We start from the raw sequence: 13,469 nt of genomic DNA, 5'->3' as shown, positions 1-13,469 counted from the left end.
GAAGGATCGCCAGATGTTTGAATTATTGGCTTGTCGGCTTGGTCGCAATGATGAAGCTCCTAATATTCAGATTGCGGAAAAGCTATGCGAAAATATGGATAAAAAAGGAATTGCCGAGATTATTGCTGGATTAAAATCGAACGACAAAGCCATAGCCAATGATTGCATTAAAGTTTTGTATGAGATAGGGCAAAGAAAGCCAGTTTTGATTGCGGATTTTGCCGATGATTTCATCACCGCTTTATCCGATAAAGAGAATCGGATTGTTTGGGGAAGCATGAAAGCGTTATCCTGCGTTGCTTCGATTAAACCAGAAATAATAAGTAGCCGCTTATCAGAAATTATCACAGCATACAAAAAAGGAAGCGTAATTACGGTTGATAACAGCATTAGCGTTTTTGCCGAACTATGCAGAGTTAACAGCGATTGCCGGATAGAGGTATTCCCTATTCTACTTAACCACATCAAAAATTGTAGGGCAAAGGACATTCCGCAACACACTGAACGGATTTCTGTTTGTATAGGTCTTGACAACAAAGAAGTGTTTTTCGAAGTCTTGGACGCTAGAACAAGCGATTTATCAAAAGCGCACAGAAGTAGAATTTTGAAATTGAAAAAGAAAATATGCCGATAAGGAGTCGATTATACCAATATGGTTGTGATGCAATAGTCTCAAAGGGGAGATGGGTTATTTTGCAACCAATTTCGAACGACAAACGACAAAATATAATTGAGGTAAAATAACGCAAAGAATCGGCAGTTGCTATCATTCAAGTGGCTTAATGTCAGCGTAAGTTCCATCGGCCGCGAACTAATTTGCGAAACTATCTGGACACAACCGGAAGAAAAGGATAATGAAATACGCGATTACATCAGCAAAAACAACGATACCACATTAGAAGAAATGATTGAGAGGGTGTTCACCTAAAGATACACATCATTTGATATTGCCAGAGCCCGAAGATTTCCGGCTTAGTCAATGCGTTCCACAAATAGAGAGGGTTCCACCCCTCTCTATTGTTTTTAATTGTTTCAGTTCCAGCTCAATATATTTACGAATTATAAGCAGTCAAAGACTCATTATATATTGCCGTAACAATTTCCTTGGTATTTTGCAACGGGGTTAAACTCAAAAGAAGCTCCAAAGAAGGCGTGGTGTAAACCAGATCAACCAGTTTTGGTATATCTTCGCCTGTAAAGCCTTCATCTTGAAGCTTAGATTTTATCCCAAGGTCAAAAATCCACTGCTCTATTTTCTTTGCAAATTCATCCGGTGACCCACATGTTTCATTTACGACAGAAGAAAAAATATCTGCAAGAGTATTTGATTTTTCCTTGTATATATATTTCAAAACCGCGGGAAGCAGCACGGCAAGACTTAAGCCGTGCGAAAGTTCGGGTTTAACCGCACTCAAAGGATGCCCCAGTGCGTGCGTATAGTGAAGAAGTCCGTTATCAAAACTTGCTCCGCCTAAAAGCGACGCGTAGGCAAGAAAATATCTTGCCGTTAAATTTTCAGGATTTTTAATAACTTCAGGTAGATATTTTGCAACAAGCCTGATGGTTTCTTTTGCCAAAGTTATTGAATAAGGTGAACTTGCTATAGTTGTGGCGGCCTCGACGGCGTGATTTACCGCGTCTATGGAAACATAAAGCGTTTGCTCCGGAGAAAGCTTTGTCATTAAAGCGGGGTCGTCAATTGAGGCGAAAGGATATATGCAATCGTAAGCAATGGCCGGCTTGAAGTTTTTTTCGGGTATTGTCACAACCGCAAAACGATTTGTTTCAGTGCCTGTTCCATGGGTTAAGTTAATTGCTACAACAGGAGCGGCAATTTCCGGAGTAAATTCGTAACCATAAAGCTCTGAGCAGTTTTTTTCAGGATATTTCAGCAAAATAGCAACGGATTTACCTGCGTCAATGGGCGAGCCTCCGCCGATTGCAATTACTGCTTTAGCACCAAAATCAGCCGCGATTTTAACCGCTTCATCAATTTGATGCGTGGTGGGATTGGGCGTGATTTTGTCATAATTAACATAACCGATGTTATGCTGCTTAAGGGCTTTTTCTGCATAATCCCATGCGCCTGTTGTTTTATAGGCGTTTTTGCCCGAAACAACGATTATTTTGTCTATAGATTTTGACTTAAGACTTTCTACAATATCATTTATCTTGGAAATAGCACCTACACCAAAATAAACATTCGGGCGCATTCTTATTTCTTTTAATTCATCAATTTTAATGTCTTGTTCCCACATAATTATTACACCTCCTAAATTTAATAATAAAATTTCGTTTTATCAAAAATTAAGATTGAAGTCAATTATTTTAGATAGTTTGTCAATAGATTTTTGCCTAAATTGTAATACGCCTGATATGCACAGCGGCCAGATTAGAGGAGACGACACCAGGGGAATGAAAGCGGCCTGCAGCGCACCAGGATTGACTTTATTGCCCGATACGGGTATAATCATTTGATGAAAAAATACCTAACCTTTCTGCTTGTTTTCTTGCTTTTCGCGTGCAGTTCCATGCCCTTTTCCGGTAAAAAGACGGGATCGGCCAAAACAGCCCCGAAGGAGGCGGCTGCAAAAAGCGATACTCCCGCCCAGAAGGACGACAGGGGCGACAGGCTGGATGTGCTGGACGTGAAGCCCGGGGATATAAAGATACTTGACGGAATAGAGTATATATATACCCGCAACAAGAAGTACATGCTGACACCGTATGAGCCCGAATATGTCTGGATAAGGAAAGATCAATACGTGCCGGGACTCGGAGAGGTAGTGTCGACCGCACTAAGCGGTTCAAGCAAGAAAGACAGGGAGGAGCTTGAAAGCAGGCTGGCCAAACTTGAAGAGGATTACAAGAAAAAAGGGTTGGCCCCGCAAATGGCGTACCCTGCCCAGATGGGAGCCATGCCTCCCGGAATGACGGGTTATATGACCACACCGGCCCTTCCTTTTGCCTATCCCTCGCCGAAGATGAAGCGCAAGGTCATCGTGCTCCCCATCACCGATCTCACGAACTATAAAGCGGAGGCCTTGGGAGAGCTTGCGACAAGGAGACTCGTTTCCAGGATTGAAAACACGAACGCCATTATTTGTGTCGATCCTGGAACCACGAACCTCACGGGGTCGCTGACAGACCCCAAGAATATGAAGGCTTTGAATGAGATTTACGGCGTTCAGGCGGTGTTGAAAGGGACTCTTTCCGATATATTCACGAGCACATCCAAGATTGAAGGGAAAGACGAGAAAGAGACCGCATTTGCTATATCTAAAATGGGCCTCGACGTCTATAATACCGAAACCGGGACTATTCTGAAACAATTTTCCGGGAGGAACCCCGTATTTCTCTCCCGGGAAAAAGGCGATTTGAGCACGGAAAAGGCGAAGATCCGCGCCATTGACCTTTCTATCGAAATAATCGCCGACGACCTCCTGAAAACGGTCCTTTCAATTGATTGGCACGCGAGGATCGCGTCTTTCGAGAACGAGAAGGTTTACATCAATGCCGGAAGACTCTCGGGGCTCGACAAGGGAGCTATCCTTGAAGTCTACGCGCCAGGCGAGCAGATCATGGATTCCAGAACAAATATGCCCCTGGGCAAGGTGAAAGGGAGCTATAAAGGAGAGCTCAAAGTGGGCGAGCTCTTCGGTATTGACGCATCGTGGGCCACCAGCGTGTCAGGAGGCAGCTTCTCCGCATCCGACTTGGTCTATCTCAAGAAGGAGTAGTAATTAACCGGCTTATACGACACCGCGTTGTGTGCGAACGGGGTTTCTGTTTCGCCGTGTCGGTATATCTGTTGTTGATGCGAGCCGTCTTTAGGGTGACCGCGAAGAATTTTTGTGCTTCACCCTCACCCAGTCCCACGATTACCTGAACAATCAAGCCAACATTGCTACACAGAAGCGGCAGCCAAGGACCTTGGGTCCGCATTTCCCTCAACAGAAGCAGTGCCTGGCAAAAAGAAACCGCACCCGCACCGGACCTTTTAAAAGGTAGCCCAAGGCAAGATTGTCAAGGACACGAGCAGCTTCCGCCGCCGGGGCCGCCCAATTCTGCCAACGAAGAGGCCCTTTCGCTACCGAAAGCATCAAGCAGCACACGAGACCGCCCCTCATGAAGGCATACGACACGCCGTAATAGGCGAAACGAGCAGAGAACCCCTGATGCAAGGCAGACACCGGGATAGACGCCCCCGGGGGAAGAGTAGGGGGGTAGCGGTGAGAGAAAGAGGCGGGGGCGGGTGAGTTGACTTTTTTCAATATTTCCTATACCATATCTCAATTAAACTTATGATAATGGTGTCTTGTACCCCTTTGATTTTGTATAATAAGGGTTGTTTTGCGAGAGGGATACAGCGGGCATCAAAAGGCGGGAATGAAGGATGCCTCCATCTGGACGTAACGGGGCGTTCTCCGGGAACATAGAGCCGAGATTCATAATTCCCGGAAGATGATGATGTTTCTCGCACAAGATTATGTAAAAAGCGGACCGGATGCTGCCAGTCTGGTTTCTTGAGGAGATAAGAAATATGACCGAGCGGAGCGAGAGCGAAAACGAGAAGATATATAACGATGCAAAAGACCAACACGCAGCTCTGGACAGCCGATTGCAGATGTTGCTCAAGAAATCCTACCTCACTGAGGATGAGGAGCTTGAAACCAAGGTCTTGAAGAAAAAGAAACTCTATTTCAAGGACCTTATGGAAAAGACAGCTAAAGCAATGAAGAAAGGGGAAGGGTAATTGAAGAAGAACGGCTCACAAATCTTTGTGGAAGCGCTGAAAGCGGAGGGTATCGACGCCCTGTTTTGTTACCCCGGAGGAGCCACTCTTAACATAACCGATGCATTGGGCCTGTCCGACATCGGGCAGATTGTGGTGAGGCATGAGCAGGGCGCCGTGCACGCGGCCGACGGATATGCCAGGGCTTCCGGCAGGGTGGGTGTATCTCTTGTCACCTCCGGTCCGGGAGCCACAAATGCGGTAACCGGCATCGCCACGGCCTATCTGGACTCCATCCCTCTGGTAATTTTTTCCTGCCAGGTTCCGACCATGCTAATTGGCAACGATGCGTTCCAGGAAGTTGATATTGTGGGTATCACGAGGCCGTGTACCAAGCATAGCTATCTGGTTAAGGATGTGAATGACCTCGCCCGGATCATAAAAGAGGCGTTTTATATCGCGAAGTCCGGTCGGCCGGGACCGGTTCTCGTTGACATACCGAAGGATGTGTCGGCGGCACTGGGAGAGTTCAAGTATCCCGACAAGGTCCACATCAGGAGTTATCAGCCAACCTACACGGGGCACTTGGGTCAGATCAAGAAGGCGATGAAACTTATCGCATCGTCGAAGAAGCCCGTATTCTACGCTGGCGGTGGAATCATCTTATCCGGGGCGTCCGAGGAGCTGACAAAGCTTGCCAGCATGCTTTCAATCCCGGTAGCGAACACACTCATGGGGCTTGGCGGATTTCCGGGGAATCATCCCCTGTTTCTCGGTATGTTGGGGATGCACGGGACATATGCTGCAAACATGGCAATCACGGAATCCGATGTGATAATTGCGGTTGGAGCGCGTTTTGACGACAGGGCAACGGGAAAAGTTGATGAGTTTGCCCCCCATGCGAAGGTCATCCATATAGATATTGACCCTACATCCATAAGCAAGAACATACATGTCGACGTACCGATCGTGGGTAACTCCAGGGATGTGCTCAGGAAGATGATTGAGATTGCAACGGAGGACAGGGATGATTTCGAGAATTATCAGTCCCATATCTCCGAGTGGATCCATGAGACCGAGCGCTGGAAAAAGGAATATCCGCTTACCTACATGAGAAACGGAACACTCAAGCCCCAGTATGTTATCGAGAGGATTTTCGACATCACGGGAGGCAATGCCATAATAACCACCGAAGTGGGGCAGAACCAGATGTGGACGGCCCAGTTCTACAAGTTCCTGAAGCCCAGGACCCTTCTTACTTCCGGAGGACTCGGAACCATGGGGTTCGGATTTCCTGCCGGTATCGGGGCCCAGGTGGCCTACCCAGACGCTCTGGTCATTGATATTGCAGGTGACGGGAGCATTCAGATGAATATCCAGGAACTTGCGACGGCGGTCCAATACGGGCTTCCTGTCAAAGTCGTAATTCTGAACAACGGGTATCTCGGGATGGTACGACAGTGGCAGGAGCTTTTCTATGAAAAAAGGTACACATGGACGCCCATGCAGTATGCTCCCGATTTTGTCAAGGTCGCGGAGGCTTACGGAGCAGCGGGATTCAGGATAGAAAAAGAGGAAGATGTGGATCGCGTGCTTCGCGCGGCATTTCAGGACAAACGGCCCGCTTTCGTCGACATACTCGTCAATCCTGAGGAATCGGTCTATCCCATGGTTCCCGCAGGGGCGTCGCTACGGGAAATGCTTCTCGTATAGGAGGGTTTGTGAGACATATAATATCAATACTTGCTGAAAACGAATTTGGTGTGTTGTCGAGGGTGGCGGGGCTTTTTAGCGGCAGGGGCTTCAACATTGAGAGCATCTGCGTTGCCGAGACGCTTGATCCCACCACCTCCTCTATGACTATAGTGACAGAGGGTGACGATGCCATCATTGAACAGGTATTGAAACAACTCAACAAGCTGATCAACGTCATAAAAGTTGTCGATTTCAAAGATGCGGATTATGTTTCCCGGGAGATGGTCCTTGTGAAGGTAAGTACGGACGACAAGATCCGAGAGGAAGTACCCCGTATGGTTAAAATTTTCCGGGGCAGGATCATAGACGTCTCCCCCAAGACGTATACCATAATGATAACGGGCGACGAGGCGAAAATCCAGGCTTTTCTTGCCCTTATCAAGCCTCTCGGCATCAAAGAGCTTGTGAGGACCGGCCCTATTGCCATGATGCGCGGGGAGAAAACAATAAAAATGAAAGAAAAACATTCCAAAGGAGGAGAAGAAGATGGCTACTAAAATGTATTACGACAAAGATGCCGACCTCAACGTATTGAAAGGTGCAAAGGTTGCCATCATAGGATACGGCAGTCAGGGACATGCGCAAGCCCAGAACCTGAGAGACAGCGGGATAGATGTTTTGGTGGCGGAGCTTGAAGGCACGCCGAATTACAAGATAGCCAAGGACCACGGATTCAAGCCCGTAAGCGCGGCAAAGGCATCGAAAGATGCGGAGGTGATCCAGATACTTGCCCAAGATAACCTCCAGGCAAAACTCTACAACGAAGAGATAAAACAGAACCTGAAAAAAGGAAAGACCCTCGTTTTCTCCCATGGTTTCAACATCCATTACAGCCAGATTGTTCCGCCGCCGGATATCGACGTAATCATGGTCGCCCCTAAAGGCCCGGGCCATCTCGTAAGAAGGGAATATGAACGCGGGGCGGGCGTTCCGTCACTCATCGCCGTCTACCAGGACCATTCAAAAAAAGCAAAGAAAAAAGCCCTGGCCTACGCGAAGGGAATTGGCGCCACAAGGGCCGGTGTACTTGAGACCACTTTTGCGGAAGAGACGGAGACAGACCTTTTTGGCGAGCAGGCGGTTCTCTGCGGCGGCGCCTCCGAACTCGTGAAGGCCGGGTTTGACACCTTGGTGGAAGCCGGCTACCAGCCGGAGATCGCCTATTTCGAGTGCCTCCATGAGCTGAAGCTTATCGTTGACCTTATGTACGAAGGAGGCATTTCGTATATGCGTTACTCCATCAGCGATACCGCCGAATACGGCGATATCACGAGAGGCAATAGGGTCGTCTCGGAAGAGACGAGGGAAGAGATGAGGCAAATTCTCGATGAGATCAGGAGCGGCGAGTTCGCCCGGGAATGGATACTTGAGAACATGTGCGGCAGACCCGTATATAATTCATTGAAGAGAATAGAGAGTGAACACCTTATTGAGAAAGTGGGAACACAACTCCGGAGCATGATGGGCTGGATCAGGAGAAAAGATTGAAAGAATCTCTTATCGCAAAGGAGGGGCTCAGGTTTCTGATCCCCTCCTTTGCCCTGTTCATTTTTTTTACTGCTTTTCATTATCGAGTGCTTGCCCTCGCCTGCTTCCTCTTTGTCATGTTTTCTGTTTTTTTTTTCCGGAACCCGAAACGGGTGACGGTCGATGAGGCGGGAACAATCATCTCGCCGGCCGATGGGAAGGTGGTGGAGGTGCGCGATGTCTTCGACAGCGAATTTCTGGGCGAAAAGAGAAAGCGAATCGGCATATTCATGTCTCCCGTCGACGTTCATGTAAACAGGGCGCCCGCCTCCGGCCGTGTAAGCACGGTACGGCATAGGAGCGGCGAGTTTGCCATGGCGTTCAAACAAGATGTCGACCAAGTAAACGAGAGGAACTATATACTCATCGGGAGTGGCAGCGATGCGGTACTCATGGTCCAGATCGCAGGATTTCTGGCTCGCCGCATCACCTGCTATGTAAAAGGTGGAGACGAAGTTAAAAAGGGACAACCCGTGGGCATCATATCCTTCGGCTCCAGAGTTGATGTGTATCTGCCAAAGGAGTATGAACCTATGGTAGACTTGCAGGAGAGAGTGAGGGCAGGGGTCACGATCCTGGCAAGAAAAGGACCCATAGCCGAATAAAGCCGGAGCGTTGCAGAAATTGGCACGAACAGCGAAAAGGGCTTGAGGAGTCGCTCAAAAAAAGGGACCACCATGAGAAAACGGAAAGGTAAAGGAATATACATACTGCCGAATTTACTGACATCGGTTAGCCTCTTCTCGGGTTTCTATTCCATGATTGCCACCATTGATGGAAGATTTACCCATGCGGCCGGCGCCATCTTCATATCCGCCGTATTCGATATGCTGGACGGCAGGGTTGCAAGACTTACGGGCTCAAGCAGCAGGTTCGGGGTGGAATATGACTCCCTTTCTGATGTAATCGCTTTTGGCGTGGCGCCTGGGCTCCTTGCATACATGTGGGCGCTTAATGTCTATCCCAAATTCGGGTGGCTTGCCGCGTTCCTCTATGTGGCGTGTGGTGCCCTCAGGCTCGCAAGGTTCAACGTGCAGGCCGACAGCGTACAAAAGCAGCATTTTCTCGGTCTTCCCATACCCGCAGCGGCTTCAGTGATCGCGGGAATCGTCTTTTTTTACTCATATCTCGGGTTCTCTGCGGAACCGAAGACGGTGGCAATGCCCATCATTGTTTATGTCCTTGCCTTTCTCATGGTAAGTGACGTGCGGTATTACAGCTTCAAAGACATGGGCTTTTTCAAGGGGAAGCCGTTCCGATCCACCGTGGTGGCCATTATGCTCCTCGTGATCGTCTCCAGCGAGCCTCAGATCACCCTTTTCATAGGGACCGTGGGCTATGCCCTGTCAGGGCCGATCTATACCATTTTTAGGAGGAAAAAGGTCATCCTTGAGACTGAGAGCAGTCAGTCGAAAGAAGCCCCAGCAGGTCGAGATGGTCATTGATTAAACCGTCCGTCGCGATCTCCTCGTTCTTATAAGCGATAAACCTGACGCCCGCCGAGAGGGCCGTTTCCCGGTCCACTTCGGAATCCCCCAGGAATAGGGTACGTTCCCTGTCCGCATGAAGGGTTTCCAATATTTTCTCCACTGACCCTGGGTGGGGTTTTGGATATTTTACATCAAGGGCAGTGACAACCGTGTCGAAGTAAGGCCAGAGATTGAACCGATCCATCACGTGCGGCATGGACGTAGTCCTGTTGGTGCATATCGCTGTCTTGATCATCCGCTCTCTTAAAGTTGCGAGCGTCTCCAGCAGATGGGGTTCCATTTTTAAAAAGACGATGAATTCACTTAGATCCACTTTTTTGAGGAACTCAAGCGCCTTTCTCTCCAATTCTTTTTCGTGTCGGAAAAGGCGATTGATTGCTTCATAGACCGTATGAGTGTGGCAGTAATGCAACTCATCGCCGGATAGCGGCCCCCTCCCCATGGATGCCGCTATCTTGCCGTATAATCTTCCGTTTGCATCAAGGGAGTCGAAGAGGACGCCATCCACATCATATATGACGCACTCTATGGAATCAGATTTCTCGACGGTCATGAAACCTCTGCATTATGTCAACGTCAAATTTCGGCCCGGTAAACCGGCAGGAGACGCGCTCGGATTGCCACAGTTTTTTGGACGGTTAGAACTCTTTCATCCGTTGCCGATCGCTAACTGCTATGATTTAAATATTATTTGAGCAAAAAGCAAGGATAATATTTATATTTAAAACGGATAATATGTGCTACAATAAGGTCTAGAAAAACGTAGAGGAGGAATTTGGTTATGATCAGTGTTTCTATTCCCGGATGGGGGGACCTAGACATAGAGTATTTAGTAGTCGACTATAACGGGACATGCGCGTTCGACGGGAAGCTGAGCGAAGGCGTGAAAGACGCGATGGAGAAGGTCTCGCGTTATATAAAGGTTTTTATAATAACCGCAGATAGTTACGGCAACATTGACAACGAAGGGAGCACCATAGGCTTCAGCATCATTAAAGTAGGCAAGGATGGAAGCGGCAAGGAAAAGGCAAGGATCATAAAAGAGCTTGGCCCCGAGAAAGTCGTCGCCATAGGAAACGGGGCCAATGATGCCATGATGTTGAAAGAGGCCGCCTTGGGCATCGGAGTTGTAGGCCGCGAGGGCTGTTCAACCCTTCTTGTGAAAGAAGCAGACCTCCTTGTGAGCAATGTGGCCGATGCCATCGGCGTTATTCTCCATCCTGAAAGACTGGTGGCCACCCTCAGAGATTAATCTTTGTCAGAACATCCGCCGGGTAAATTCATCCCTGATGATCTATCCGGCGGATGTTCTGCTTATATTGGCAAAACACTACCCGATGTGATAAATATATTGACATGATTAATAATTTAATTAAGAAGATCGTCGGAACTAAGAACGAAAGAGAACTGAAGAGAATCCGCCCCTTAGTGGAACGCACGCGAAATTTTGAGGAGGAGCTCGGGAGACTGAGCGATGCGGATCTTCAGGCAAAGACGCCCCAATTCAAAGAGAGGATTGCGAACGGCGAAGAGCTTGATGACCTGCTTCCCGAAGCTTTTGCTGTGGTCCGTGAAGTTGCGGGCCGCACCGTGCACATGAGGCATTTCGATGCACAGGTCATAGGCGGCATCGTGCTCCATGAAGGCAAGATCGCGGAGATGGCGACCGGCGAAGGCAAAACCCTCGTGGCCACCCTGCCCGTATACCTTAACGCTCTTTCGGGTCTAGGCGTCCATGTGGTGACGGTCAACGACTACCTTGCAAAAAGAGACGCCCAGTGGATGGGTCCCGTCTACAAGTTTCTTGGCCTCACGGTTGACACCGTGGTTCACGGCCTCGACGACGACGAGCGACGAATAGCCTATGGCTGCGATGTTACGTACGGGACGAACAACGAGTTCGGCTTTGACTACCTCAGGGACAACATGAAGTACGCTCTTGAGGAGTGCGCCCAGCGGGGATTCAATTACGCCATAGTCGACGAAGTGGACAGCATTCTCATAGATGAAGCAAGGACCCCTCTCATCATATCCGGCCCTGCGGAAGAGTCGACGGACAAGTATTACAAGATTAACCGGCTCATCTACCAACTAAAAAAAGAGCAGGACTTCATGATAGATGAGAAGGCGAAAAGCGCTTACCTCACCGAAGAAGGGGTCGCGAAGATCGAGAAACTGATCAGGATCGAAAACCTCTATGATCCTAAATATGTAGACTTTTTGCACCACGTAAACCAGGCGCTCAGGGCACACAACATGTTTCAACGTGACGTGGATTATATAGTCAAAGACGGTCAGGTCATCATAGTTGATGAGTTTACAGGAAGGCTCATGCCCGGCAGGCGTTTCAGCGATGGCATCCACCAGGCGCTGGAGGCGAAGGAAAACGTTAAGATCGAGAGGGAAAACCAAACCCTGGCTACTGTCACGTTCCAGAATTACTTCAGGATGTACACGAAGCTCTCGGGCATGACCGGTACGGCCGACACTGAGGCTCTCGAATTCAAGAAGATATATAATCTTGATGTGATGGTGATCCCCACCAACAGGCCCCTTATCCGGACCAATCACACTGACGTGATCTACAGGACGGAGAAAGAGAAGTTCAAGGCCGTAATAAACGAGATTGAGGAACATCATAAGAAGGGGCGGCCCGTGCTGGTAGGCACGCTTTCCATAGACAAATCCGAGAGAGTCTCGGATATGCTGAAACGGAGGGGTATTCCTCACCACATCCTTAACGCCAAGAACCATGAGCGAGAAGCGGAGATCGTCGCCCAAGCGGGAAGGCTCAAAGCGCTTACCATATCCACCAACATGGCGGGAAGGGGAACGGATATACTCTTAGGCGGAAACGCGAATGCCCTCGCCTTGGTCATGGCCAAGGGTGAGACTGGGACGCCCGAGTATGAAAAGGCCCTTGAGGCGGCACGAAGCATCTGCGAGAAGGAGAAGGAAGAAGTTATAAAATTGGGAGGGCTCCATATCCTCGGCACAGAGAGGCACGAATCAAGACGCATCGACAACCAGTTGAGAGGGCGTGCCGGCCGCCAGGGCGACCCTGGCTCATCCAGGTTCTACGTTTCTTTGGAAGATGAGATCATGAGGCTTTTCGGCTCCGACAGGGTCTCGCCCATACTGGCAAAACTGGGGATGCAGGAAGATATGCCCATTGAACACCCTTTTATCTCAAAAACCATAGAGAATGCCCAGACCAGGGTTGAGGGGCGCAACTTCGAAATAAGAAAGTATCTCCTTGAATACGACAATGTAATGAATAAACAGCGCGAAACCATATACGGGATGCGCAGAGAAGTAATGAAGGACGAGAGCGTGAGGGAGCGCATTCTCGACATGATTGATGAACTATGCGAAGAGATGGTGTACGAGGCTGCACCAGAGAAAGTCTACCCGGAGGAGTGGGACCTTGCGTCGCTCAACAACAGGATTTACGAGACTTTCTTCTTCCATATGGACCTGAACCTTGAACAGGTGACTGACCTGACGAGGGAGGGCCTTCTCGACCTGGTCAGAGAAAAGGCCGTCTCGGTCTACACAGATAAGGAGAAGATCTTTGCAGACGGTCAATTTGAATCAATGGAGCACTTTTTCACCCTTAATTCTCTCGATACATACTGGAAAGAGCACCTCCTATCTCTTGACCACCTGAAGGAGGGGATTGGTCTCAGAGGATATGGCCAGAAAGATCCATTGAGGGAATATCAGAGAGAGAGTTTTGATTTGTTCATCGGTATGCTGGACAGGATGAAACTCGACACGATAAAGAAGATGTACGCAGTCCAGCCCGCAAAAGAAGAGCTTACCCGTGACGAGCCCGTAATGTTTATGAGCAGGGGCGGCGAGCAGGCGACCTTTGAGGACAAGGAGAAGAAAATAGGAAGAAATGACCCCTGTCCCTGCGGCAGCGGAAAGAAATACAAGAAGTGCTGCGGGAGGTAGGC

The 13,469-nt window shown here is 48.9% G+C and carries 12 protein-coding genes; 10 read left to right on the top strand and 2 right to left on the bottom strand.

The genetic code is table 11. The features are described from left to right. Positions 1–13: 13 nt before the first annotated feature. Complete coding sequence (locus LBQ00_04605) at positions 14–634, top strand: hypothetical protein (GenBank protein MDR2018141.1); 621 nt, start codon at positions 14–16, stop codon at positions 632–634. A 418-nt stretch (positions 635–1,052) separates the two neighbouring features. Here the strand turns inward: LBQ00_04605 and LBQ00_04600 are convergent, their stop codons facing one another. Beyond that, positions 1,053–2,258, bottom strand: a complete 1,206-nt coding sequence (locus LBQ00_04600; protein ID MDR2018140.1) for an iron-containing alcohol dehydrogenase — start codon at positions 2,256–2,258, stop codon at positions 1,053–1,055. 219 nt (positions 2,259–2,477) lie between these two features. Here LBQ00_04600 and LBQ00_04595 point away from each other — a divergent pair, with 219 nt between their 5' ends. The 7 genes from LBQ00_04595 to pssA all read left to right on the top strand — a co-directional run bounded on the left by LBQ00_04595 (position 2,478) and on the right by pssA (position 9,462). Further along, on the top strand, positions 2,478–3,740 hold the full coding sequence (locus LBQ00_04595; GenBank protein ID MDR2018139.1) for a hypothetical protein: 1,263 nt from the start codon (positions 2,478–2,480) through the stop codon (positions 3,738–3,740). 767 nt (positions 3,741–4,507) lie between these two features. Then, a complete protein-coding gene (locus tag LBQ00_04590; GenBank protein MDR2018138.1) occupies positions 4,508–4,756 on the top strand; it encodes a hypothetical protein in 249 nt (82 codons plus the stop codon). Then, positions 4,757–6,448 carry a biosynthetic-type acetolactate synthase large subunit gene (gene ilvB / locus LBQ00_04585; GenBank protein MDR2018137.1) on the top strand — a complete coding sequence of 564 codons (1,692 nt, stop codon included), beginning with the start codon at positions 4,757–4,759 and terminating at the stop codon, positions 6,446–6,448. Positions 6,449–6,456: 8 nt separating this feature from the next. Then, a complete protein-coding gene (gene ilvN, locus LBQ00_04580) occupies positions 6,457–6,987 on the top strand; it encodes an acetolactate synthase small subunit (protein MDR2018136.1) in 531 nt (176 codons plus the stop codon). Next, entirely contained in the window at positions 6,956–7,978 is a 1,023-nt protein-coding gene (ilvC, locus tag LBQ00_04575) for a ketol-acid reductoisomerase (protein ID MDR2018135.1), read from the top strand. The genes ilvN and ilvC overlap by 32 nt, the downstream gene beginning before the upstream one ends. After that, complete coding sequence (locus LBQ00_04570) at positions 7,975–8,622, top strand: phosphatidylserine decarboxylase family protein (GenBank protein MDR2018134.1); 648 nt, start codon at positions 7,975–7,977, stop codon at positions 8,620–8,622. Before ilvC ends, LBQ00_04570 begins: the two co-directional genes overlap by 4 nt. 72 nt (positions 8,623–8,694) lie before the next feature. Next, positions 8,695–9,462 (top strand): CDP-diacylglycerol--serine O-phosphatidyltransferase, encoded by a 768-nt coding sequence (pssA, locus tag LBQ00_04565; protein MDR2018133.1) that lies wholly within the window; start codon positions 8,695–8,697, stop codon positions 9,460–9,462. On the opposite strand, the gene LBQ00_04560 is transcribed toward pssA, so the two are convergent. After that, on the bottom strand, positions 9,401–10,060 hold the full coding sequence (locus LBQ00_04560) for an HAD family hydrolase (GenBank protein ID MDR2018132.1): 660 nt from the start codon (positions 10,058–10,060) through the stop codon (positions 9,401–9,403). The two genes, pssA and LBQ00_04560, sit on opposite strands and share 62 nt — an antisense overlap. 228 nt (positions 10,061–10,288) lie before the next feature. Between LBQ00_04560 and LBQ00_04555 the strand changes: the two genes are divergently transcribed. Both LBQ00_04555 and secA read left to right on the top strand, forming a co-directional pair. Then, positions 10,289–10,759, top strand: coding sequence for an HAD family hydrolase (locus tag LBQ00_04555; GenBank protein ID MDR2018131.1), 471 nt, complete (start codon positions 10,289–10,291; stop codon positions 10,757–10,759). 107 nt (positions 10,760–10,866) lie between these two features. Beyond that, positions 10,867–13,467, top strand: a complete 2,601-nt coding sequence (secA, locus tag LBQ00_04550; protein ID MDR2018130.1) for a preprotein translocase subunit SecA — start codon at positions 10,867–10,869, stop codon at positions 13,465–13,467. Positions 13,468–13,469: the final 2 nt, after the last annotated feature.

The organism is Syntrophobacterales bacterium (genome assembly GCA_031274925.1).
Lineage (GTDB): Bacteria > Desulfobacterota > Syntrophorhabdia > Syntrophorhabdales > Syntrophorhabdaceae > PNOM01.
Note: the sequence above shows the minus strand (reverse complement) of the source record. Positions and strands in the feature narration are given on the sequence as shown.